Source organism: Streptococcus sp. HMSC065E03 (assembly GCF_001815045.1).
GTDB lineage: Bacteria > Bacillota > Bacilli > Lactobacillales > Streptococcaceae > Streptococcus > Streptococcus parasanguinis_AD.
This window is the reverse complement of record NZ_KV818853.1, coordinates 506,983-530,081: the sequence shown is the minus strand read 5'-3', so window position 1 is coordinate 530,081 and position 23,099 is coordinate 506,983. Positions and strand designations below refer to the sequence as shown.

Annotated in this window: 21 protein-coding genes and 1 pseudogene; 19 read left to right on the top strand and 3 right to left on the bottom strand. The window is 42.6% G+C overall.

All coding sequences use genetic code 11. The features are described from left to right. Together HMPREF3002_RS09310 and HMPREF3002_RS09305 are read left to right on the top strand one after the other, a co-directional pair. Positions 1 to 251 (top strand): annotated as a pseudogene (locus tag HMPREF3002_RS09310) (ABC transporter ATP-binding protein); the annotation flags it as partial. Next, entirely contained in the window at positions 252 to 2,237 is a 1,986-nt protein-coding gene (locus tag HMPREF3002_RS09305) for an ABC transporter permease (RefSeq protein ID WP_070666394.1), read from the top strand. Positions 2,238 to 2,604: 367 nt separating this feature from the next. Here the strand turns inward: HMPREF3002_RS09305 and HMPREF3002_RS09300 are convergent, their stop codons facing one another. Further along, on the bottom strand, positions 2,605 to 2,868 hold the full coding sequence (locus HMPREF3002_RS09300) for a SemiSWEET family transporter (protein WP_006596747.1): 264 nt from the start codon (positions 2,866 to 2,868) through the stop codon (positions 2,605 to 2,607). 280 nt (positions 2,869 to 3,148) lie between these two features. On the opposite strand from HMPREF3002_RS09300, the gene HMPREF3002_RS09295 reads away from it, so the two are divergent. The 13 genes from HMPREF3002_RS09295 to HMPREF3002_RS09235 all read left to right on the top strand — a co-directional run bounded on the left by HMPREF3002_RS09295 (position 3,149) and on the right by HMPREF3002_RS09235 (position 16,049). Continuing rightward, positions 3,149 to 3,406 (top strand): SemiSWEET family transporter, encoded by a 258-nt coding sequence (locus tag HMPREF3002_RS09295; RefSeq protein WP_040803284.1) that lies wholly within the window; start codon positions 3,149 to 3,151, stop codon positions 3,404 to 3,406. A 107-nt stretch (positions 3,407 to 3,513) separates the two neighbouring features. Beyond that, positions 3,514 to 3,891 carry a YbgA family protein gene (locus tag HMPREF3002_RS09290; RefSeq protein WP_045759191.1) on the top strand — a complete coding sequence of 126 codons (378 nt, stop codon included), beginning with the start codon at positions 3,514 to 3,516 and terminating at the stop codon, positions 3,889 to 3,891. After that, a complete protein-coding gene (locus HMPREF3002_RS09285; protein WP_070666391.1) occupies positions 3,892 to 4,257 on the top strand; it encodes a TIGR02328 family protein in 366 nt (121 codons plus the stop codon). A gap of 126 nt (positions 4,258 to 4,383) precedes the next feature. Continuing rightward, entirely contained in the window at positions 4,384 to 7,377 is a 2,994-nt protein-coding gene (locus tag HMPREF3002_RS09280) for a type I restriction endonuclease subunit R (protein WP_070666388.1), read from the top strand. 19 nt (positions 7,378 to 7,396) lie between these two features. After that, positions 7,397 to 8,689: a DUF262 domain-containing protein gene (locus HMPREF3002_RS09275; protein ID WP_083312678.1), complete on the top strand. Its 1,293-nt coding sequence runs from the start codon at positions 7,397 to 7,399 to the stop codon at positions 8,687 to 8,689. Between the two features lie 2 nt (positions 8,690 to 8,691). Continuing rightward, on the top strand, positions 8,692 to 9,549 hold the full coding sequence (locus tag HMPREF3002_RS09270; protein ID WP_070666385.1) for a hypothetical protein: 858 nt from the start codon (positions 8,692 to 8,694) through the stop codon (positions 9,547 to 9,549). 11 nt (positions 9,550 to 9,560) lie between these two features. Continuing rightward, on the top strand, positions 9,561 to 10,814 hold the full coding sequence (locus HMPREF3002_RS09265; protein WP_070666574.1) for a restriction endonuclease subunit S: 1,254 nt from the start codon (positions 9,561 to 9,563) through the stop codon (positions 10,812 to 10,814). Positions 10,815 to 10,979: 165 nt separating this feature from the next. Then, a complete protein-coding gene (locus HMPREF3002_RS09260) occupies positions 10,980 to 11,345 on the top strand; it encodes a type II toxin-antitoxin system RelE/ParE family toxin (protein ID WP_070666382.1) in 366 nt (121 codons plus the stop codon). Continuing rightward, on the top strand, positions 11,335 to 11,628 hold the full coding sequence (locus tag HMPREF3002_RS09255; protein ID WP_021144391.1) for a helix-turn-helix domain-containing protein: 294 nt from the start codon (positions 11,335 to 11,337) through the stop codon (positions 11,626 to 11,628). The genes HMPREF3002_RS09260 and HMPREF3002_RS09255 overlap by 11 nt, the downstream gene beginning before the upstream one ends. A gap of 21 nt (positions 11,629 to 11,649) precedes the next feature. Next, positions 11,650 to 13,251 (top strand): type I restriction-modification system subunit M, encoded by a 1,602-nt coding sequence (locus tag HMPREF3002_RS09250; protein WP_070666379.1) that lies wholly within the window; start codon positions 11,650 to 11,652, stop codon positions 13,249 to 13,251. A gap of 115 nt (positions 13,252 to 13,366) precedes the next feature. After that, positions 13,367 to 14,266, top strand: coding sequence for an Rpn family recombination-promoting nuclease/putative transposase (locus tag HMPREF3002_RS09245; protein ID WP_070666375.1), 900 nt, complete (start codon positions 13,367 to 13,369; stop codon positions 14,264 to 14,266). Positions 14,267 to 14,417: 151 nt separating this feature from the next. Continuing rightward, positions 14,418 to 15,341, top strand: a complete 924-nt coding sequence (locus HMPREF3002_RS09240) for an L-lactate dehydrogenase (protein WP_003006122.1) — start codon at positions 14,418 to 14,420, stop codon at positions 15,339 to 15,341. Between the two features lie 168 nt (positions 15,342 to 15,509). Continuing rightward, positions 15,510 to 16,049 (top strand): NADPH-dependent FMN reductase, encoded by a 540-nt coding sequence (locus HMPREF3002_RS09235; RefSeq protein ID WP_070666372.1) that lies wholly within the window; start codon positions 15,510 to 15,512, stop codon positions 16,047 to 16,049. 29 nt (positions 16,050 to 16,078) lie between these two features. On the opposite strand, the gene HMPREF3002_RS09230 is transcribed toward HMPREF3002_RS09235, so the two are convergent. Together HMPREF3002_RS09230 and HMPREF3002_RS09225 are read right to left on the bottom strand one after the other, a co-directional pair. Beyond that, on the bottom strand, positions 16,079 to 16,774 hold the full coding sequence (locus tag HMPREF3002_RS09230) for a VIT1/CCC1 transporter family protein (RefSeq protein WP_003002447.1): 696 nt from the start codon (positions 16,772 to 16,774) through the stop codon (positions 16,079 to 16,081). Positions 16,775 to 17,256: 482 nt separating this feature from the next. Further along, positions 17,257 to 18,651 (bottom strand): MFS transporter, encoded by a 1,395-nt coding sequence (locus HMPREF3002_RS09225; protein ID WP_070666369.1) that lies wholly within the window; start codon positions 18,649 to 18,651, stop codon positions 17,257 to 17,259. 321 nt (positions 18,652 to 18,972) lie between these two features. Between HMPREF3002_RS09225 and HMPREF3002_RS09220 the strand changes: the two genes are divergently transcribed. From HMPREF3002_RS09220 to HMPREF3002_RS09205, 4 genes are all read left to right on the top strand, one after another. Further along, complete coding sequence (locus HMPREF3002_RS09220) at positions 18,973 to 20,265, top strand: PTS transporter subunit EIIC (protein ID WP_070666366.1); 1,293 nt, start codon at positions 18,973 to 18,975, stop codon at positions 20,263 to 20,265. Continuing rightward, positions 20,252 to 21,109, top strand: a complete 858-nt coding sequence (locus HMPREF3002_RS09215; protein ID WP_021152823.1) for an alpha/beta hydrolase — start codon at positions 20,252 to 20,254, stop codon at positions 21,107 to 21,109. The genes HMPREF3002_RS09220 and HMPREF3002_RS09215 overlap by 14 nt, the downstream gene beginning before the upstream one ends. Positions 21,110 to 21,192: 83 nt before the next feature. Next, on the top strand, positions 21,193 to 22,311 hold the full coding sequence (locus tag HMPREF3002_RS09210; RefSeq protein WP_070666363.1) for a DUF4767 domain-containing protein: 1,119 nt from the start codon (positions 21,193 to 21,195) through the stop codon (positions 22,309 to 22,311). A gap of 213 nt (positions 22,312 to 22,524) precedes the next feature. Then, a complete protein-coding gene (locus HMPREF3002_RS09205) occupies positions 22,525 to 23,094 on the top strand; it encodes a hypothetical protein (RefSeq protein WP_003006147.1) in 570 nt (189 codons plus the stop codon). Positions 23,095 to 23,099 lie beyond the last annotated feature (5 nt).

Genomic DNA, 23,099 nt, shown 5'->3' with positions numbered 1-23,099 from the left:
ATGAGCCAACAGGGGCGCTGGATTCCAAGTCTTCGGCAGCTTTGCTAGATGTCTTTGAAGATATCAATACCATGGGGCAAACCATTCTCATGGTGACCCACTCGACAGCAGCAGCAGCTCGGGCCAAGCGCGTGCTCTTTATCAAGGATGGGATCCTTTACAACCAGATCTTCCGCGGGGAAAAAACAGAGCGTCAGATGTTCCAAGAAATCTCGGATACTCTGACGGTCATGGCAAGTGAGGTGGAGTAGATGTTTCGATTAACCACTAAATTAGCTTGCTCTAATCTGATCAAGAACCGCAAGCTCTATTATCCCTTTGCGATTGCGGTCATTCTTGCAGTGACCATCGCCTACCTCTTTGACTCCCTGACCTTTAATCCCCACATTTCCGAGCTTCGAGGGGGCGATTCCATGATCTTTACCCTCGTCTTGGGACTGTTCGTGGTCAATGCGGCGGGAGCTATCATCGTGCTCTATGCCAATAGCTTCGTCATGAAAAACCGCTCTAAGGAGCTGGGAATCTACAGCATGCTCGGCCTTGAGAAACGCCATCTCATCAGCATGATCTTCAAGGAACTCTTGCTTTTTGGCTTGCTGACTATCTCAGCCGGAGTCTTGATTGGAGCCCTCTTTGACAAGCTGATCTTTGCCTTTCTCTTGAAACTCATGAAGATGAAGGTCCAGCTAGTATCCACCTTCCAACCTGGAATTGTCATCTTGGTCTTTGTCACCTTTGGTCTCATCTTTGGACTTTTGATTCTTCTCAATGCTTGGCGCATTCTCCGTTTGAATGCCTTGCAGTTGACGCGTGAGAAGGCCAGTGGTGAAAAGAAAGCCCGCTTCTTATGGCCTCAAACCATCCTGGGCTTAGCCTCTCTTGGTTTTGGCTACTACCTAGCTCAGTCTGTTAAAGACCCCATCATTGCACTTGTGACCTTCTTTCTAGCGGTTATCTTGGTCATGATCGGGACCTACCTGCTCTTTAATGCGGGGATCACCGTCTTCTTGCATCTGCTTAAGAAAAAGAAGAGCTACTATTACCAGCCCAACAACATGATCTCGGTCTCTAACCTCATCTATCGTATGAAGAAAAATGCAGTGGGGCTTGCGACCATTGCCATCCTCTCGACCATGGTGCTGGTGACCATCTCTGCAGCCACCAACATCTATGTCGGTAGCGAAATGGTCAAGAAAATCATGGCGCCTCATGATTTCTCTGTCCAAGGAAAAGGGGTCGATCTGGAGCAGATCAATCAGAAATTTGATGAATTTGCCTCTGAGCACCATCTCGAGATCAAGAATCGCGACCTGATGACCTATGCCAACTTTGGAGTTAAATCACAAAAGGGGACAGACTTCACCGTCTATCCAGCTGATGAACGCAGCGTCACTCCTAAAACTGTCTTTATGGTCTTTGATGTAGCTAGTTATGAACACATGACAGGCGAACAAGTCGATCTGACAGGCAACCAAGTCATCCTCTTTGCCCATAACGAGGCTCTTAAGGGGCAAAAGCAGTTTACTATCAACGGGCATGACTTCCAAGTCAAGGAAGAAGTGAGCAAGGATTTTATCACCGATCACGTGCCCAATCAGTTTAATATGCTGACGGAGGATTTCAACTACCTGATCGTGCCGGACCTCTCAGTATTTGTCGCTCAGTTTCCGGATCTTGCCATCAATACCAATATCTATGGTGGCTTCAATGTCAATGTTGACGAAGACCAGCAACTCAAGCTGGCAGCCAGCTATGACAAGATGATCGATGAATTGAGTAGCCAACAGGCCCAAGGAACATTTGTCTATGGGGGGAACCGTGCCAATGATGTGGCAGAGTTGAATAGCCTCTTTGGCGGCATCTTCTTTATCGGAATTTTCTTGTCACTGATCTTTATGGTCGGAACGGTCATCGTCATCTACTACAAGCAAATCTCAGAAGGCTATGAAGACCGTGACCGCTTCGTCATCCTCCAAAAGGTGGGGCTCGATGAACACGAGGTCAAACGGACCATCAACCGTCAAGTGCGGACCGTCTTCTTCCTCCCCCTCATCTTTGCCTTTGTCCACCTGGCCTTTGCCTACCATATGATCCGCCTCATTCTCAAAGTGCTCGGTGTCATCAATAGTGGCCAAGTCCTCGTCGTCACCCTCAGCGTCTGTGCTGTCTTTCTCATCACCTACCTAATCGTCTTTTGGATCACCTCTCGGAGTTATCGTAAGATTGTGCAGATTTAGGAAAAGAAACTCAAATTAAATTAGAAACTTTCCTTAGGTGAGTACGGACGTCAGCGAACTTCGAAGAAGTTCCATGACTAATTATTGAGCCTAAGGTCTCAATAATTCCGAGTGCCTGAAACATAATTTTTTCAGGCACTTTTCTCACAGCGGAAAGTTTCAATATACTCTAATAATAATCAGATATTATTTGGATATTTTTGCACAATAATCCAGCATAGGTTATTCAAAGAAAAGAATTGTCAATTTTTTTAGCTTGCTCATAGCGGGCTTTTTTGTACGAAAACCGACTGCGATTGTTTTTGTTTTTCAAAGGGATACACAAAAAAGACTGAACCCGTAGAGTTCAGTCTTTGTTCACTTTCTATTAAAGTGATGTAAGGAAAGTCAATCCCCCTAGGATGACACCTGCCGAATTCGGAATGATCAAAATCCAGTCTTTTTTAGGTTCCTTTGTCCAACCATAAATGACCCAGATCAAGCAAGAAATAGCAGCTGACAAGGGTTGGAAAGGTTGGGCCTTATTTCCCTGTAAATTAGCAATAATTTGTGGGATGTAGGCAATGAAAACGATAATCCCAATAAAGGCACCGATCGAGCCAACGATTTTGTTGATTTTTTGTTTATTCATAAAATTTTACCTCTGTGTATTAAAATAGCATAAGTAGGAAGAAAATGCAATTAATTTGCATGCTACGCAAAATGAAAACGATCACATTTGCAAAAGAATTAGACAATGTGTCAAAAAATGGCAACTAGAGAGAAGATCCCCTTGAGAAGAAATCCATCTTCCTGCAAAATCACAAGATTGTGACACTTTACAGTTCGGTAACATTTGAAAAAAAGACTTGAATTTTAAGAGGGCAAGCGTTAGAATAGTGCGTACTTAAAAAACGAAAGGTATCATGAAAATGAATGAAAAACAAATGAAAATTCTTGGTTGGGTTGCGACCTTTATGTCTGTGATGATGTATGTCTCTTACTTCCCACAAATTATAGATAATCTCGCTGGTCACAAAGGAAACTTTATTCAACCTCTTGTCGCAGCCATCAACTGTAGTCTTTGGGTCTATTATGGACTTTTCAAAAAAGAACGCGATATCCCACTTGCTGCAGCTAATGCACCAGGGATCATCTTTGGTTTGATCACAGCGATCACAGCCTTGTAATTAATTAAAAAAGCTGGACAAAAGTCTGGCTTCTTTTTTTATGACTTCACTCATTTCCATGGTATAATGGGAGGACTATTCATAGAGAAGATCAAAAGGAGACACGAGTGGATCAAAAACATCACTGCCAAGTCCTATGGGCGAAAAATAAATACCTGGTGCTGAGTCATTCCAGCAACATCTATAAGGAGATCCGGGAATACCTCAAGCAAGACCAGGTGGAGGTCAGCCACGTCGAGGACCTAATCCAGCAAGCGCTAGCCCTGCCGGAAAATCGTGGCCAAGTCTCCAATGCCTTTCAGCATATTTGGGGCTATTTCAAAAAGCAGGCGACTGCAGAGGAAAAGGCGGACTTTATGTTGCTACTTGAGAAATACCAGCATGGGCAAGCTAGCCAAGAGGATCTCATCAAGGGGATCCAAACCCTCCTTGAGCGCTATCCCAATCGCTACTTGCAAGACTCGACACTACTAGGAGGTCAATAAATGAGACTGTGGCACCAAGACTTGATTCGCAAACTCCCTCGTCCCCAGCTCCTCGGCCAACACCGGGAATGCTGCGCCCTTCGAGGCAATGGCTGGGGCAAGAAGCACGCGACGGTCAACTATGTCTTTGACTACTCGCCCTATCGCCTCTATGCCTATCACCGCCTGATCATGGAGGAGATGACCGCTCGTGGCTACAAGGTCAGCCCAGAGTGGTGGGAGCCAACCTACCGAGGCAAGACCTGCCTAGCCTATCCAGGACTGAAAGAGGAAGCCTTGAGAACCCCTATCTATCCAGAGCATCAGGACACTTACCTCCAAGAATGCCTAGACAATCTAGCAGAAAAAGGGATTCAACTAGACTAAGAAAAAACGGACCAGACCAGGTTCGTTTTTTTGCGCGAAAAACCAACAAAATGCTTTGAAAGCGTTAATTTCTTTCCCAAACATGCTATAATAATAGGAGATTATGTACAGGAAAAGGATAGACGGATGAAGGCAGTAGCAACTCCAGAACTTGAGATTGAAAGACAGTTGATCCAGCAGTTGACATCAGGGGAGAGTCAGTGGACCTACCGAGAGGATCTCAAGAATGAAGACCAGTTGTGGGATAATTTCTTTGATAAGCTAGCGCAAAATAATGTCGCCGTGCTGGCGGACCATCCCTTGACTGACCAAGAAAAGCGTCAGATCAAGAACCAGCTTAACTTTGTCAGCTATTATGAAGCAGCTAAGTGGCTTGCTGGTGAAAATGGCATCGCCAAGGTTGAAGTCCAGCGTGAAGATGCTAGTCTAGGCACTATCCGTCTCGCGGTCATTTGGCGGGACAATATCGCTGCTGGTAAGTCGAGCTATGAAGTGGTCAACCAAGTTGAACGCGACATGGCCTATCCGCTAGACCAGGATCGGCGACTCGATACGACCCTTCTGATCAATGGCCTGCCTCTCATCCATATCGAACTCAAGAGTCCACGAGTGGCCTTTCTGGATGCCTTTCACCAGATCAAAAAGTATGACCGCGAAGGCAAGTTCCGGGGCATTTACTCCAGCTTGCAGATGTTTGTCGTGACCAATAAGGTCGACACACGCTATATTGCTGCAGCGCGGGAAAGCAAGCTAAACAAGCAATTCCTGACCAAGTGGGTGGACAAGAACAACCAGCCCATGATCGATCTCAATAGCTTTGCCCATGAGGTCCTCTCCATCCCTCGGGCCCACCAAATGGTCATGCAGTACTCGGTCATCGACGATAGTAAGAAAGCCCTCATCCTCCTGCGTCCCTACCAGATCCATGCCATTGAGGCTGTACAGGAAGCCTCTCGCCGTCAAGAGTCAGGCTATATCTGGCATACGACCGGTTCAGGCAAGACCCTGACCTCTTACAAGGTAGCGCGCAATCTCTTACAGATTCCAGCGATCCAAAAGACCATCTTTGTCGTCGACCGCAGAGATCTGGACCAGCAGACGACTTCATCCTTCCTCTCTTATGCGGCCAATGATGTCATCGACATCGACGAGACCGACAATACCCATGAGCTGGTCAAACGCCTAGGGGGAAATGATAAGCGCGTGGTGGTCACGACCATTCAGAAAATCACGACCATGATGCGTAAGTTCGAAGAAGGGAAGTACCAGCGGGATGCTGGGAAGATCAAGGACCTGCGCGTGGCCTTTGTCGTGGATGAGTGCCACCGGGCGGTCACCCCACAGACGCAAAAGGAGATCAAGGCCTACTTCAAGAACTCTCTCTGGTATGGCTTTACAGGGACTCCGATCTTTAAGGAAAACAAACGCAAACAAGTGGGAGATCTGGCTCAGACCACCCACCAACAGTACGGTGATCGCCTACATGAATACACCGTCAAGGAAGCCATCCATGATGGAGCGGTTCTAGGCTTTAAGGTAGACTACCGCAATACCATCATCTCAGATCTGCTAGAAGAAGAGATCCCAGACCAGGCCTATGAGGACAAGGAGCATATGCTAGAAGTCCTGGATGCCATCCTCAATAAGAGTCAGCAACAGCTCAATATCCCTAAAGGGGTCGGAAAGAGCTATGAAGCTATCTTGACAGTCAAGTCCATCCCACGAGCACAAGCCTATTACAATCTGCTCAAGAGCATACTCGCTGGCAAGGAGCGGGTCAAAGTTTCCGAGCGGGTCAAACAATACCTACCAGATTTTCCAAAGTTTACCATCACCTACTCAGTGTCTGAAAATGAGGAAGAGTCTATCGGCTACCAAGACCACATGAAGCAGGTCATGGAGGACTACAACCAAGAGTTTGGAACGCATTTTAGCCTAGCGGATCTGCGGGGCTTTAACACCGATGTCAACAATCGCCTGGCTAGAAAGCAGGATAAGTACCTCTACCGCAATGAGCAGTTGGATTTGGTCATCGTGGTTGACCGTCTCTTGACTGGCTTTGATGCTCCTTGTCTTTCTACACTCTTTATCGATCGCAAGCCCATGCGCCCACAGGACTTGATCCAGGCCTTCAGCCGGACCAATCGGATCTTTGATGACAAGAAGCACTTCGGCCATATCATCACCTTCCAGCGTCCTCAAGCCTTCAAGGAAGCTGTCGACAATGCCCTCAAACTCTACTCTAATGGGGGAGAAAATGAGGTCCTAGCACCAAGCTGGGAAGAAGAGAAGCGCAACTTCTTAAAAGCCTGGGCAGAGTTTAAAGGCCAAGTCACAGACTTCGAAGAAGAAGGAGTCGCCCTCGAGCAGGCCCCGACAGCCCAGCTCCGCAAGGTTGCTAAAGCCTATCAGGTCTTTGACAAGTACCAAGCCTCGATCCGCGTCTACTCAGAGTATGATAAGGAAGAGATCTATCGGGAAACAGGCCTCAGCGACAGTCAGCTCGAAGACTATCTGGGCCTCTATCAAAATATCCTAGCGGAGATCAAGAGCAGGGATCCAGAAGTGGACAGCCAAGATGAGCTGGATATCCACTATGAACTGGAGTCTGTCCAAGTCGATGAGATCAACTATGCCTATATTCTGATGCTGATCCAAAGTATGATCCAGCAGGAGGAAAATGACGAGCAAGCCCTCAGTGACAAGGATATCGCAACCGTGGATAGCTATATCGAAAGCCTGAATCGGACCAATCCAAGCCTCGCTGAGATCATCCAAAACCTTTGGACCCAAGTCCAAGAAGAGCCCGAACGCTACCGAGGACAATCCATCACCGGAGTCTTGGACCAGATGATAGAATCCGTCATCGATAGCCATATCGTAAGCTTTGCCAAACGCTGGTATATCGGAGCTGACGAACTCCGCTACTATATCCAACACTACCGCAAGGGTGCCAAAAAACAAGCCGGCGAAAGCCAGCTGACCAAGAGCCAACGCTACAAAGACTACAAGGCAGAAGTAGCAGATGCCCTCAACCCACTCAGCTACAAAAAACAAATCAAAGAAGCCTATACCCAACTGATCGAAGAGGTGATTGAACCACTGAGAGTGGGGAGGTAAGAAAAAGGAGTATTATAAGATGAATAAAATAACTATTTATTTTCAATTAATTAACAATAAGGTAATTGCTTTACATACAGAACAAATTAACGAATTATATAGTGAGTGCCTTGAATCAGAGAGTCTGGATGGAATTATTCAAGAATTTCAAAATAAAGGATACGAATTAACTGATGAACAAAAAGAAGAATTATCTGAAATTTTTAACGATGATATTTCGTCTGCTAATGAAAGTGATGTATTTCAAGCTGATGGATTTATAATAAAGCACTGGGTAAGTAATAGGTCTTACGGAGAATTAATTGATATGTATGATTTAGGAGAAATAAAAAAACCAGAGATGCAACGAGAATTTGTCTGGAATTCTGCAAAAAGTTCAAGATTTATCGAATCTATCATATTAGGTCTACCAATACCACCGTTATTCTTATTGGAAGTGAAAGATAACGAATACGAAATAATTGATGGATTTCAACGGTTAACAACATTATTTAACTATATAAAAGGTTATCCTTGGTCAGGAAAAAAAGATTCGGGAAGAAATTTGCCTGCTAGGTTGTCTAATAGAAATATTAAAGAGAGCATCGCAGGAAAGAAATTTGATGATTTAGAGCCTATTTATCAAAGAAAAATTAGAAGAAGTACAGTACCTCTAATGGAGTTTAAACAGATCTCACCTGGAGATTTCACATCAAAATATTTAATATTCGAAAGAATTAATACAGGTTCAGAAAAATTAAATTCAATGCAAATCCGTAAATCGTTAGCATATGGTGAATTTATGAACGACTTATATGATTATGCAAACTCTGATGAAGTTTTTATATCTCTATTTTCTGCTACTCAAGTAAAAAAGGATATTCATGTTGAGGCACTTCTACGCACTTTAGCAATCAGTGATGCATACTATAAAAAATATAAATTTTCAAAAAGAGGTATAAAAAATATGCTGGATGAATATTGTGAAATTTATCGCAATAACAAAATTGATGTTAACCGAATAAATTCAATTTTCAGTGTTATAAAAGAACTTTGGGATTTGTTTGGAGAAGATATTTTTAAAAGAGTAAATTCTGAAGGTAAATTTGAAGGTATATTAAATATTGCAATATTAGAATCTTTAGTTGGAGTTATTGTTGAGAATGATTATGCTATAAATCAAGAATTATTCCAGAAATATAAACAAAAAATGCAAAAAGTCTATGAAGATGATGTACTGGATACTGAGAAAAGTCCGTTTTCAGCAAATACAGGAACGTATAGATCAATTGAAAAAAGGTATGAAATTTGTGAATCTATATTTGGAGTATAAAGATGTTTAAAAACAGAGATTACCTAGATTATTTTGAGAGGTTAGAAAAAATTAAGAAAGAAATTGAATATGCTGAAATGATGCAGGCTAGTCTTTCAGAATTTCGTTCGGAACATAGAGAATTTGCAATGAGTATAGATTTAGATTTTAAGGTGTTACAAACGGCGTATGATTTCTATAAACCTAGCTTACTAATCTCCTCTTATACATTTTCGGAACAATTAGTTAAATATTTTATATATTCAATTTTGAATATGCAAGATGAAGATTTTATTGAAAACCAACATCTTGCTAAATTTGTTGAGAAAAAAATTCCAAAAAAAAGGTTTGTACCAAATATAAAGGTGAAAGATATATCTAACTTATTCAGTGAATTTATTCAATTTGATGAAGGTCAAATTATAAAATTACTAAAAATTAAGGAATTTGAAGATAATTATAAGTCTTATGATCTTATGATTGAAAATAGACATTTGTTTGCTCACAGTGGTGAAAATCAAGGATATGACTTGGATACTATTAAAGAATCATTTCCTGTTTTAGAGTTATTAATGGATGAAATCTATAATATAAATAATAGATTCGAAGCGAGAGTAAGTTTAGAGAATGAACTGATTCAAATAAAAAATTTGATAAATAGTTTTTTTGAAAAAAAAACAAGGAAAAATGGTAAAAAAGTGAAGGCTTTGTTAAAGGTTTTAAAGAAACATTCTAAGAAATCGTTGAAAATTTTGAAAAGTTTACGAAAGGAATCGGAGATTTATATCTTTTTATATGATACATTGGAATGTATTTTAAATATAGATGGAAGAAAAAATTACGAAGTACTATTATGTAATATAGAAAAGTTGAATTTATAGTGGGTAGTAAGATGTCAAAAATGATTACGTTTATTCCTAAAATAAGATTTAAAGATTATTTAAATGATTGGCTATATACAGAATTAAAAGAAGTTAAAGATGTTAGAGATGGTACTCATGCTTCTCCCAACTATTTTTTTTCAGGTTATCCTTTAGTAACTTCAAAAAATTTAACAGATTCTGGATTAAATTTAAACGATGTATCATTGATTTCTGAGTCGGATTATAATGAAATTAATAAACGTTCAAAAGTAGAAATAGGTGATATTTTACTTGGGCTTATTGGTACAATAGGAAAGCCGGTTTTAATTGAAGAAGCCGGATTTGCAATTAAGAATGTAGGATTAATAAAAAAGGATGGACAATTACAAAATCAATTTTTATTACAATATTTAAAAACTGACTTGTTCAATAAATACATTCAAATTGAGATGGCTGGGAATACTCAGAAATTTTTGGGGTTAGAAACACTTCGAAAAACAAAAGTACCTGTTCCTAGTCAGAAAGAACAATCCGCTATCGGCACCCTCTTCCGTACCCTCGATGATCTTCTGGCTAGTTACAAGGATAATCTTGCTAACTACCAATCCCTCAAGGCGACCATGCTCTCCAAGATGTTTCCAAAAGCTGGACAGACGGTGCCTGAGATTCGTTTAGATGGATTTGAAGGAGAGTGGAGAATTATAAAATTAGGTGATGTATTATCTGAGTTAAAAAGTGGCTTGTCGCGAGAATTATCAAATGATGATATTGGCCTTCCAGTTATTAGAGCTAACAATATTAGTGACGGAAATTTGAATTTGGATAGAGATATAAAATACTGGTTTAAGGTAGATCCTAAAGGGGCTAATACAGCAAATTATTTTGTAAAAGAGAATGACATATTGGTTAATTTTATAAATAGTGAGGCAAAAATGGGAACTGCTGCAATTGTGTCAAGAGAACCAAATAGAGAGACAATATATACAACAAATATATTGAAATTAACCGTAAAAGAAGACTACTATCCTTATTTTATATATTTAATGACTTTCGTGCAAAGTTATCAAAATTATATAAAATCTATTACTAAACCTGCGGTAAATCAGGCAAGTTTTACGACTGTAGACTTTAAAAAATACGAATTTCTGTGTCCAGCATTTCAAGAACAAAAAGCTATCGGAACCTATTTCTCTAACCTCGAAAACCTCATCGCTGCTCATCAAGAAAAAATTTCTCAGCTTGAAACACTCAAAAAGAAACTCTTACAAGATATGTTTATCTAAACTTCAAAAATGATCCTTATCTGCATCCATGTGCCCATCATTTTTCGAATAGTATAAGTGAGCCTCTTTGATCTTTTCAAAGGGTGCTCCTTAGTATTTAATAACTTAAAAGTATTTACTTTTAATAACTTTAGAGTTATAATAAATTCGAAAAGGGGTTGCTTTGTGCACGCTATTTATTTTTATAAGGACAAACAGGGGAATCAACCGGTCCTAGACTACATGAGGGAGCTAGCTCGTCGCGATAATAAGGACAGCCGGATCAAACTCAACAAGCTCAACGACTACATCGAGCTTTTAAGTCAGCATGGAACACGTGCTGGCCAACCCTACATCAAGCATCTGGATGCGGAGATTTGGGAGTTGAGACCCTTGCGAGATCGGATTTTATTCGTGGCTTGGCTGGATGGGAGTTTTGTCTTACTGCATCATTTTGTCAAAAAGACGCAAAAAACACCCAGACGAGAGATAGAGAAAGCCAAGCGGGAGTTGCAAGATTTGAAGAAAAGAGGGCTAAGAGATGAAGAATAGTGCCATCGGCAGCAATTGGAAAGATGTGAGAGCAGAGCTCTTCACCAAGGAAGAAATTCTGGAAAGTGACCTGCGGGTCGCGATTATGACAGAGTTGATCGAGGCTCGACATGAAAAGGGCATTAGCCAAAAGAAACTAGAAGAACTCAGTGGGGTTAGTCAACCGGTCATCGCTCGAATGGAGACAGGCAAGACCAGTCCTCAATTGGACACGGTCTTGAAAGTCTTAGCCAGTCTGGGCAAGACCCTCGCCGTCGTCCCACTGGAACAAGAAAAGGTCTAAAAGAAATCAGAAAGAATAACTATGGAAACAACACAAACCTCCCAGTCGCTCTACCAAGCCCTGTGGAACTCAGCGGATGTGCTCCGCTCTAAGATGGATGCCAATGACTACAAGTCTTACCTTTTGGGAATGATCTTTTACAAGTACCTCTCAGATAAGTTGCTCTTCTTCGTGGTGGAGACCATGGAGGAGGAGACAGAGAGTCTGGATGAAGCCTTGGCGCTTTACCGATCTTACTATGAGGATCCCGATTCTCAAGAGGACTTGATCTCCGTCATCACCGATGAGCTCAACTATGTCATCAAGCCCGACTTGACCTTTACGGCCTTGGTGGATCGGGTCAATGAAGGGACCTTCCAGCTGGAAGATCTAGCTCAGGGCTTCCGAGACATCGAGCAATGTGATGATCTCTATGAGAACCTCTTTGAGGACATTGATCTCTACTCCAAAAAGCTAGGGGCGACACCTCAAAAGCAAAACCAGCTAGTGGCTGCCGTTATGAAAGAATTAGCAGTGCTGGACGTGGCAGGTCATGCGGGTGATATGCTTGGGGATGCCTATGAGTACTTGATCGGTCAGTTTGCGACCGACTCTGGTAAGAAAGCAGGAGAGTTCTATACGCCCCAGCCTGTAGCCAAGCTCATGACCCAGATTGCCTTTTTAGGGCGTGAAGACGAGCAAGGCTTTACTATCTACGATGCCACCATGGGATCAGGATCCCTCTTGCTCAATGCCAAGAAATTTTCTCACCAGCCTCAAACGGTCCAGTACTTTGGTCAGGAGCTCAATACCTCTACCTATAACCTGGCTCGGATGAACATGATCCTACACGGGGTTCCGGTGGAAAACCAGTTCTTGCACAATGCCGATACGCTGGACGAAGACTGGCCGACCCAAGAACCGACCAACTTTGATGGGGTCCTTATGAACCCTCCATACTCAGCTAAGTGGTCTGCAAGCTCTGGCTTCCTTCAAGATCCACGCTTCTCCCCATTTGGTAAGCTCGCCCCTCAATCCAAGGCAGACTTCGCCTTCCTCTTGCACGGTTATTACCATCTCAAGCAGGACAAGGGAATCATGGCTATCGTCCTTCCTCACGGGGTCCTTTTCCGTGGCAATGCTGAAGGAACCATTCGCAAGGCCTTGCTGGAAGAAGGGGCTATTGATACGGTGATCGGTCTACCTGCCAATATCTTCTTCAATACCAGCATCCCAACGACGGTCATCATTCTCAAAAAGAACCGAACCAATCGGGACGTTTACTTTATCGATGCTTCTAAGGAATTTGACAAGGGCAAGAACCAGAATATCATGACAGATGCTCATATCGAGAAGATCCTCAAGGCCTATAAGAGCAGAGAGGATATGGATAAGTTCGCCCATCTGGCTAGTTTTGAGGAGATCGTCGAGAATGACTACAACCTCAATATCCCACGCTATGTGGACACCTTTGAGGAAGAAGAAGTAGAGCCACTGACAGAGATCGTGGCTAAGATTAACCAAACCAATGCGACGATTGAAACCCAGACAGCTTCTCTTCTAGACATGCTCAGCCAGCTTCATGGAACGACTCCAGAAGCAGATGCCGAACTCAAGAAATTTGTCCAAGAGTTTAAGGGCTAGGGTGCGAGGAGATAGGGATTAGGTAAAGGGTACTTTATTCGCTATTTCCCAAATTTTTTTTGAATTATAGAAGTAGAGGGACCTTCCCTCTATTTTTTATCGAAAAGGAGCAGGGATGCAAAAGAGACACGCGCATGTATCGCCGACCTTGGACATCATGGCCAAGAAGATTTTTAGTTTGCCGGAGGTGACGGCAGCATTTATTCGGGATATTTTAGAGCTGGATGTAGCGGATGCTCAGATTGTGGAGGGAAGCCAGCCCCACAGCATGGCCTATGAGGAGGATGACTTGTTCTCCACTGCGGTGGATGTGAGAGCCAAGCTCCATGACGGGACCGAGGTGATCATCGAGATCCAGATTCGCAAGCAGCAGTATTTCTTGAATCGGTTCCATTACTATTTGGCCAATCAGCTGGTGGAAAATGTGCAAAAACTGCGCCAGCAAGGTCAGACACATAAGATGTACGAGCAGATGGAGCCCGTCTATGGGATTGCAATTTTGGAGAAGTCGCTCTTGCTAGACGAAGAGGCTGCCATCAACAAATACTGGCTGACCAATAGCCGGTCCGGCAAGCAACTTAAGGCCTATTATAAAAATGGCAAGCACCAAAATCTTCTGCAGGTTGCCTTTTTAGAGCTAGACAAGTATAATAAAGATGAGAATCTGACAGATGCAGGCAGACAGTGGCTGGAATTTTTTGGGAATCTTCCCTTCACAAAAGCTCCCAGTCAGGCTGTAGCCCACGCAGATTCATTATTAGATTCATCTAGCTGGACCAAGGAGGAGAAGACCATGATAGACGAGCGAATTCGTATTCAAGAAAATTATGATATGACCCTGGAGACGGCTATAGACGAAGCGCGTGAAGAAGGTCTGGAACAAGGTCTGGAACAAGGTTTGGAACAAGGCCGTAAACAGTTGGTATGCGAGATGATCTCGCGAGGAATGACGCCTGATCTTATATCGGAGATGACGGGTTTGTCGCTTGAAGAGATTGAGACTCTTCTTTCTTGAGTCGTTAAAAGAGGCACTGCCTCTTTTTTTTGAAAAAAACTTGAAAATTTTCCCATTTTTTCAATCCGCCTTTCTAGAATTGTGGTAGAATAGAGTCAACAAAGAGCTATCCTCACCAACAGTGTGATCGATACTAGAAAAGAGGATTCTGATGACAAGAAAAATTGGTATTATTGGTTTGGGGCATGTGGGTGCCACCTTGGCCCACAGCATGATTTTGAAACACACCTGTGATCACTTGGTCTTGATTGATACCAATGAGAAAAAGGTCAAGGCAGATGCCTTGGATTTCTGTGATACGGTTGCCAATACAGGGTATCCGGTGCATATCACGGTCAATGACTATGCTGCTCTAAAAGACGCGGATGTCGTGGTGTCGACTCTTGGAAATATCGAGTTGCAGGCTAATAACACAGATGACCGTTTTGCGGAGCTTCCCTTTTCCAGCAAGCAAGTGGTACAAGTAGCGCGTGATTTGAAGGCTTCTGGCTTTAGCGGGGTCTTATTGGTAGTGACCAATCCAGTCGATGCCGTCACTCAACTCTATCAACAATATACCGGCCTTCCAAAAGAGCAGGTGATTGGGACAGGGACCTTGCTGGATACAGCTCGGATGAAGCGTGCAGTCGCTGATCGTTTGCAGGTTTCACCTGCTAGTGTATCAGGTTACAACCTCGGTGAGCATGGAAATTCTCAATTTGTTGCTTGGAGTCAGGTCCGTGTTAAGGGACACGCCATTACCGATCTCTTCTCTCAAGAAGAGCTTGACGCCATCAACTACGAGTCCTTGCGCGGTGGCCACACGGTTTTCTTTGGCAAATTCTATACCAATTTTGGGATTGCAGCAGCAGCCCAACGCTTGGCAGAAGCTGTGATCAATGATAGCCACGAGGAAATGCCAGTGTCTAACTATCGTCCAGAATATGGAACCTATCTTGGCTACCCAGCGATCGTGGGTCGAAAAGGAATTCTTGAACGATTGGACTTGCATTTGACAGAAGAAGAAAAAGAAAAATTACTCCATTCAGCCGAAACCATCAAGGAAAACACACGAAAAGGATTGGAGCATGCATAAAAGTGAGGGGGCTGGGACAAAAGTCCTAGCCTCTCAATTGTCTTAGCCCTTGCTTAGTGAATTTAATAAAGCTTAGTAAATTCCAAGTTGTAATCCTTGACATTACATTTTGATTCTGTATAATAACTATTGTAATAAATGATCTTACAACAGAAAGAAAAAGCAACTATGAAAAACATTTTATTTATCGTCGGATCCCTTCGTCAAGGATCTTTCAACCACCAAATGGCTCAGAAAGCAGAAAGTCTTCTTGAAGGAAAAGCAATGGTGACTTACTTGGACTACAAGGACATCCCTATGATGAACCAAGATTTGGAAACACCGACTTTGCCAGCTGTGCAGGCAGCGCGTGATGCGGTTCTTGCTGCGGATGCCATCTGGATTTTCTCGCCAGTCTATAACTTTGCGATTCCAGGTGTAGTGAAAAACCTGATCGACTGGCTTAGCCGTGCCCTTGACCTGTCAGAAACTCGTGGTCCATCTGCCCTTCAAGACAAGATCGTAACGGTTTCTTCAGTTGCCAATGCTGGACACGAACCAATGTTTGCGGCATACCAAGCGCTTTTGCCATTCGTTCGAACTCAAGTAGTTGGAGAGTTCACTGGAACAACCGTAAACCCAGAAGCCTGGGGAACAGGTGAATTAATCTTGACGGACGAAGCAGTGGAAGGACTGAAAAAACAAGCACAAGATCTATTAGAAGCATAAGAAAAAGCTGAGACAGAAGTCTCAGCTTTTTAGATACTAAAGAGTTGCCCGAAGAAGTAGGTCACACCCATGGTGAGAAGTCCAATGATGAGGTTGCGAAGCATGGCTTGCTTGGTTGGTGCTTTTCCCAGTTTCGCACTGGTATAGCCAGTGAAGATTAAGGATAGTCCAACAACGAAGACCGTCACCGGAATGCGATAGGCAGTTGGAAAGAGAATGATCGAGAGCATTGGAGGAAGGGAACCAACAGAAAAAGCAAGGAAGCTAGATGCAGCAGCATGCCAAGGATTGGTAAACTCCTCGTATTCGATACCATATTTCTCTTCGACCAGGGCTTTGAGGGGATATTTCAGAAAGGCCCGTTCTGTCAAAATCTTTGCGGAAGTTTCGCATTCTCCATTTTGAAGATAAGCATTGTAGAGAGAGTCTCTTGCTAACTTTGGATCGCGATCCAACAAGGCTTGTTCGCGGTTCACAGCGGCTTCTTCCGTGTCTTTTTGTGTGGAAACAGAGACATACTCACCGCCTGCCATCGAAAAGGCACCTGCCAGAATCGCCGATAAGCCAGATAGGAAAATGATCCAGATGTTTGGTGTGGCACTGGCCACCCCGATCACCACTCCAGCGATAGAAATGATTCCATCATTGGCCCCGAGAACAGCAGCTCTCAAGATATTCAATCGGTCGTTAAATGATTCATCTACTCCATGTTTTATTTCAGTCATACAATATCTCCTTTGTCTTATTTAGAATGATTATAAATAAAATACAAAAAGAAAGCAAGGATTTTAACTCAAATGATAAAAGTTCGACAATTTAATGAAATTTAAGTTATAATCTTTGACATTGCAAGCAAAAAAGAAAGAATAGGGCATACGCCTATTCTAGCAAGGTTTATTTAGCGGAAGTGGTCTTACCTTTGAAGATCCTGATGGCATTGTCACACGGGTCAGAAAAGGATAATAAAAAGGGAGTGGGAAAGAACTCCAACTAATTTAGAAGAGTTCGTTTTCCCACCCCCGCAAAGTTGATTAGGTCTTCTTTGGAGCTTAATTAAGCGAACAACTACTTAGGAAACTTGCTTCGCAAGTCCTATCTACCACCTCAAAGCAGTGCTTTGAGCAATCAACCACTGCGTCATACAGTTATTTCTATCAAAGATCGAAGGCTGGACAGTTTATTCCCAGCTCCTTTCTGATGAGAAAAATTAATTCGTATCTTGTTCTTTCCCAACAACCCAAAATAAGAGAAGGAGTTGGAAAATACCTAAGGCAAATAAGGTCATGAAACCATTGCGACTGCCTTTAGCTGTGGCTTGGGTGAAATCCAGCTTTTGATTGGCTTGGCTCATGGCAACGATCAAGGAAGCCAGGGTTGTTCCAACAGCACCTGCAAATTGTTGCAAGGTGTTAAAGATCGCGTTCGCATCGGGTTGCTCTTCCAGAGACAGTTGTTTTTGTCCGTTGGTCATAATATTGCCAAAGGCAAGTCCCATACCGGTCATGAAGATCATGTAAAAGACAAGAATCAAGACATTTGATAACTTCAAGCCAAAGAGTGTGAAGAAGAAATGAGCCAGAAGGATCAAAACAGCTCCAAGGAGAATTGGTCTGCGGGCGCCTAGTTTATCTAGAATGAGACCGGAGAAAGGAGCAAAGCCAGCTCCAATGATGGCTCCTGGAAGCAGCATCAAGGCTGCAAGCGTAGTGCTTGAGTGGTTGACCAACTGGATATAATTGGGCAAGAGGAAACTCATGGCCAGAGAACCTAATTGGAAAGTGAAAAAGGCAAGAACATGGCCAGTGAGGAGATGGTTCTTTAAGATGGCAAGGTTGATAATGGGATTCTCCAACTGATTGGACCGCCAGACTAAGAGAACCAGTCCCAAGATTCCGATCATCAGCCAGCCAAGGACAGAAAAACTAAAGAAAGCATGATCAGAAAGACCGTGAATCCCTAAAATCAAGCCTAAAAATGAAGCAATAATAGCGAGAAGGCTCATGATATCAAGGGTTTCTCGCTTGACTATACTGATTTGTTCAATGGAGCGAAGTCCTGCAACTAGCGAAGCTAGAAGGATCGGGAATTGAACCAAGAAGATGGAACGCCAACCGAAGCTAGCTGTTAAGAGCCCCCCGACAGTAGGCCCAATAGCGGGTGCAATGGCTGTAATCAAGGTCCCCACTCCCATCATGAGACCGATCTTACGTTTTGGGACTTGTTCTAAAATGATATTAAACATCAGAGGGAGGGCAAAACCAACCCCCATTCCTTGGACCAATCGCCCCAGGACCACAAAGCCAAAATTTGGTGCTAAGAAGTCGATAAGAACACCTAAAACAGATAGGAGATTTCCAACTAAAAAGATGGACTTCATTTTAAAGGAACGCTTGAGATAAGCAGATAAGGGGACCACACAGGCAACCACTAGGAGATAGATGGTGGTAACCCACTGGACTGTTGCGGTGTTGATCTCAAATTCCTTCATCAATATTGGAAAGGTGATGTTCATGGCAGTTTCTCCAGCCACCCCGCAAAAGGACAGGATCCCTGTCGCAAAGATCGCGAACAAGACCTTGGCTGAAATTTTTTCTTGTGACATCGGTGTCTGATTCCTCCTAAATCTTCCTATAGACATGGACTATGGTATAAAAAATCATGGTTACGATCTGATTTTCCGTCAGCTCCAATCGCTATGAGCATAGCAAGACCAACGGTAACCTGATCCATCGTTTTGTTAGCTAACAAATAGTATAGAGGAAATGAAGACCCCTGTCAAAGAGTTTTTGAAAAGTTTTGAAAATATTAACAGCATTCTCAACTGATGACATCTCTCCAAACGAAAGGAAAGGCTCGCCAGTATGATATAATAAGAAGAAAGTAAGCAACGTGAATAAGTCAATCAACTCGAACAGGAGGCCCCATGACCAAGTATTTAGTCCAGAAGTTTTTCTGGTTACGAGAAAAAAGTTTGATTCAAATTTCCCAGAAAACCCTGGTTTCCTTATTTCCTTTTTTCCTATTTTCTGGAATCATTCGGGTGATCGCTCTATCGGTCTTCTCCGATCGAGGCTATATCCATCAGCTCTTTTCGATGGATAGCTGGTTGCCATGGGATCAGGCCATCAGCCAGGTCCTCGGTAATTTTTCCAACTTTCTAGGAGGGCTAGCTGGGCCTTTAGTGACCTACTTCGCTGGAAAATATACAGCTGGGCACTATGGTAGAAGTACAGGGACAGCTGGAGTGACAGCTCTTTTGGTCAGTCTAATAGTAGGCTCTCAGGAATTGTTGGTGGGCCCCCTCCATGACGGGCAACTGACGCGTATCAACTTACCTGCGACGACCAATATCGTCTTAGCGATTTTTTTAGGCTATCTAATCGGGCAAATCTTTCGTCTATCCAAGGCTAGTGACGACCAGATTGTAGACAAGGATTTCATCTATCAACCCAAGACGGTGCGTCCCATTTTCTTATCCTTAGTTCTAGGGGTCAGCCTCAATCTTCTTTTGGTTCTTGGGAACAAATTTAATATTTTTCAGACTATCCGACAGTTCTTGGCTTCTCTCACGGTAAGCAATCATCATCTCTTGTCCACCTTTGTCATGGGACTATTTAGTGGGCTATCTGCTTGGTTTGGTAATAGTCAATCCTTTGCCTTGAACTCAATTACGGATGATAACTTTGCTTTGGAAAATCTCACCTACGCTGTGACGCATCATACAACGACAGGCATTCCTCATCTCTATACCTTGACCAATTTGTACCGCAGTTTTGGTCTGGTAGCTGGTGTCGGCGCTGTCCTAGCGCTTTTGGTTGCAATCTTATTGGTTTCACGAAGTCAAAAGGACAAGAAAGTCAGTTTTCTCAGTCTGTTTCCAAGTCTCTTTAACAACGGGGCGTCTTTCATGGTAGGGATACCGGTCCTTCTCAACCTCCTATATGTGATTCCCTTTTTATTGATCCCTTTGGTGAATATGGCGATAGCAGCTCTAGCTTTGTGCCTCAAACTGATGCCAGCAGCCGTCTATCCGGTGCCAGATGGGACACCTAGTCTTCTCTATGCTTTTATTGGAACCGGAGGAAGTCTGAGGGCTTTAGCCGTCAGTATACTTTGTTTTGCCGTCGATGTGCTCCTTTATCTACCATTTGTCCGTATGGGAAATCGTATTCGAAAAGACTTAAAAGTGAAAGGAGAAAGCGATGAAACAATCTAAAAAAACAGCAATCGTCCTCACTTTGGTCAGTCTTTTCTTGATCGCTTTAGCCATTCCTTCTTATAGCTGGACTCGGACCAATGTTTCAAAAATTGAGAAATTTTATAATTCAAAATTGTCTCCCATCATCATGATACCGGGAAGCTCAGCAACAGAGAACCGCTTCGATGGCTTGGTGACCAAGCTCAACCAAGGACGCCAAGGAACCAAACACAGTCTGCTTAAGGTTAAGGTTTGGAATGATGGGCATATCACCTATAGTGGTAGTATTGATGCCAAGGACAATGAGCCGGTAATTGTGGTTGGTTTTGAAAACAACAAAGATGGCTATAGCAACATTAAAAAGCAAGCCAAACTCTTTAATCAAGCCTTTGAAGCCCTTCAAGAAAAATACAATTTTAATAATTTTAAGGGCTTGGGTCATTCCAACGGTGGTTTGATTTATACAGCCTTTATTGAAAATTATCTGGGGGATTATGATATAGATCTCAAGACCCTCATGACCATCGGGACTCCTTACAATTTCACGGAGACCAATATCAAAAATAAATCTGAGATGTTGGCCGATTTTATCAAGGGAAAAGAAGCCATCCCGACAACCCTTCATATGTATTCAGTAGCAGGGACCATTACCTATGATTCAGATGAGTTAGTCCCGGATGCCAGTGTCTCTGCTGGGAAATATATCTACCAAAACCAAGCAGCTAGCTATACGGAGATTACGGTGACGGGGGAAGATGCCCAGCACTCGGACCTTCCAACCAATGATGAGGTGGTTGCCTTGGTGAAAGAGCATATTGAAAGTCAAACGGATCGTCGAGCCAAACCGAATAAAATAAACTAAATGTGAAGAAGGGATTCCTTCCTCACCTTTTTTTTAGTATAATGAAGATCAGTATGAAAATAAGGGAGACTATAGGAAATAAGATGAAAATAAAAAAATGGATTCAATTGGGCTTAGTGGCTTCGAGTATGGTCATGTTAACAGGATGTTACCAGAGATACCAACGCCAGTCCAGTCCCAAAAAAGAGGCTGCAACGAGCCAGACTTCAGCAAAGAAACAAGCGAAAAAAGCAGATAACAAACAATTATACCAGTATGTTTTTTCAGACTACCAAAAGATTTTTGCCACTTCAAAAGATTTAGATGCCATTTCCAAATTGAATGATGCATTAGCTAAAGAAGATCGGATGATCAATAGCTGGGTGATCGAGACTATCATCAATCAGCCAGAAGCTGTTCGCTATGCCTTTAAGGACTTAAATAACGATGGGGTAGATGAGATGATCATCGCCAATCAGCAGACCGATGGAAGCTACTTTGTGACAGGAGTTTATTACCTCAAGGACCAAAAACCGACTCTGCTAGCTGAAGGTTTCGTCGCTGGACACGGTGGAGCGCGCAATGCGACGACCCTCTATCAGGGAGGAGAAGTCTTAGAAGTCAGCTGGATGTCAGGAACTGGCCGTGGGGTAGCTGTGCTTTCACGGATAGAAAAGACGCCTCAAGCTGCGACCAAAGTCCAGGAAGAAGAAGTCCAAGTACCTGGTTCAGATCTGAATAGCCTCTTTGGAAAATCGGATGAGAATAAACTGGATCTCAAGGCTTTTGACTGGCAAACTTTTGACAGCGCATCATCAGCGGGAAATAGCCAAAGCCAGGAAAAAACGCCTTGGAATGCTGAAAAATCAGCAAAATTAGCAGAATTTATGAAGACCTGGGGCGAAAAGATGGGCCAACCCAACTATCAAAAAGGCATCGCTGGCGGTGATGTAGGACCAGACAACCTCTATACTCTAGGGGAAAATAGTAAGATGGATGCCATTTATACAGATACCGGTCAGGGAAATGCAAAATACCGCATCGTGGAACGCTATAGCAATTGGGACAAGTATCCAGATGTGCATAGTTATTTCTTTGCTATTACAGATACAGGAGAAGGCATTGTCTTTCATTCTCCAACGACCAATGGAGGAAAGATGTATCTAAAACCAACGGACAACAAGGAACTTCAAGAAGAATTTACACAGTTACTTCATCAATAAAAAGAAGAATAAACCAGAAAAGGACTGTTTTTCTGGTTTTGTTTATTCAAAGAATGAATAAAAATGCAACAAAAGAAGTAATTTTTAGGATATAAAAAATGTTAAAAGCTAGTGATAATTAGCAGTATATAGGCATTTAAAAACAGAAAATGTTTGACAATTGAAGGAAAATCATTTAAAATATATTCATTCTTTATTTATAGGAGAAAAAATATGAAAAAACTTCTTACAGCCGGTGTGGCTCTCTTGTCAGTTGCAACGTTAGCAGCTTGTTCTGGTAAAACTGCTTCAGAATCATCAAGCAAAGATGCAAAAGCTTCTTCTAGCAAAGTAGAAAAATCATCTACTTCAGAAAGCAAATCAAGCAGTTCATCAAAATCATCTAAATCAGCAACCTCTTCTGTTAAAATTCCAGAAATTGTCTTGTTGACCGATGAAGAAATCGATAACGCCAAAACAATTGGTGATATGAAAACTCTTTATAGTAAATTAGTGGATAACTATAAAAAATATGCTCAAGATCTTGGCGATCAAATTCCAGAATCACATAGATCTATATATACTCAACAAGTAGAGCCAGCTCTCAAGACATTGGACGAATCAAAAACTCAATTTGATACGGCGCTTTCAACTGGTGGTTCAGATGATACAGTTGTTCCTGAACAAGGACGTACTGCTTTTGCACAACAATTGAAATCTGGACGTGACACTATGAAACAAGCTCTTGAAAGTGCATATAAGATGATTTCACCTTATATCTCTTCATCTTCATCAGCTGAATAATTCAT

Coding starts and splice junctions, on each gene's coding strand:
- HMPREF3002_RS09225 (WP_070666369.1), bottom strand. CDS start 18,651: ATGTCACAAGAAAAAATTTCAGCCAAGGTCTTGTTCGCGATCTTTGCG.
- HMPREF3002_RS09250 (WP_070666379.1), top strand. CDS start 11,650: ATGGAAACAACACAAACCTCCCAGTCGCTCTACCAAGCCCTGTGGAAC.
- HMPREF3002_RS09210 (WP_070666363.1), top strand. CDS start 21,193: ATGAAAATAAAAAAATGGATTCAATTGGGCTTAGTGGCTTCGAGTATG.
- HMPREF3002_RS09275 (WP_083312678.1), top strand. CDS start 7,397: ATGAATAAAATAACTATTTATTTTCAATTAATTAACAATAAGGTAATT.
- HMPREF3002_RS09230 (WP_003002447.1), bottom strand. CDS start 16,774: ATGACTGAAATAAAACATGGAGTAGATGAATCATTTAACGACCGATTG.
- HMPREF3002_RS09270 (WP_070666385.1), top strand. CDS start 8,692: ATGTTTAAAAACAGAGATTACCTAGATTATTTTGAGAGGTTAGAAAAA.
- HMPREF3002_RS09280 (WP_070666388.1), top strand. CDS start 4,384: ATGAAGGCAGTAGCAACTCCAGAACTTGAGATTGAAAGACAGTTGATC.
- HMPREF3002_RS09305 (WP_070666394.1), top strand. CDS start 252: ATGTTTCGATTAACCACTAAATTAGCTTGCTCTAATCTGATCAAGAAC.
- HMPREF3002_RS09265 (WP_070666574.1), top strand. CDS start 9,561: ATGTCAAAAATGATTACGTTTATTCCTAAAATAAGATTTAAAGATTAT.
- HMPREF3002_RS09300 (WP_006596747.1), bottom strand. CDS start 2,868: ATGAATAAACAAAAAATCAACAAAATCGTTGGCTCGATCGGTGCCTTT.
- HMPREF3002_RS09285 (WP_070666391.1), top strand. CDS start 3,892: ATGAGACTGTGGCACCAAGACTTGATTCGCAAACTCCCTCGTCCCCAG.
- HMPREF3002_RS09240 (WP_003006122.1), top strand. CDS start 14,418: ATGACAAGAAAAATTGGTATTATTGGTTTGGGGCATGTGGGTGCCACC.
- HMPREF3002_RS09220 (WP_070666366.1), top strand. CDS start 18,973: ATGACCAAGTATTTAGTCCAGAAGTTTTTCTGGTTACGAGAAAAAAGT.
- HMPREF3002_RS09245 (WP_070666375.1), top strand. CDS start 13,367: ATGCAAAAGAGACACGCGCATGTATCGCCGACCTTGGACATCATGGCC.
- HMPREF3002_RS09255 (WP_021144391.1), top strand. CDS start 11,335: ATGAAGAATAGTGCCATCGGCAGCAATTGGAAAGATGTGAGAGCAGAG.
- HMPREF3002_RS09295 (WP_040803284.1), top strand. CDS start 3,149: ATGAATGAAAAACAAATGAAAATTCTTGGTTGGGTTGCGACCTTTATG.
- HMPREF3002_RS09205 (WP_003006147.1), top strand. CDS start 22,525: ATGAAAAAACTTCTTACAGCCGGTGTGGCTCTCTTGTCAGTTGCAACG.
- HMPREF3002_RS09235 (WP_070666372.1), top strand. CDS start 15,510: ATGAAAAACATTTTATTTATCGTCGGATCCCTTCGTCAAGGATCTTTC.
- HMPREF3002_RS09215 (WP_021152823.1), top strand. CDS start 20,252: ATGAAACAATCTAAAAAAACAGCAATCGTCCTCACTTTGGTCAGTCTT.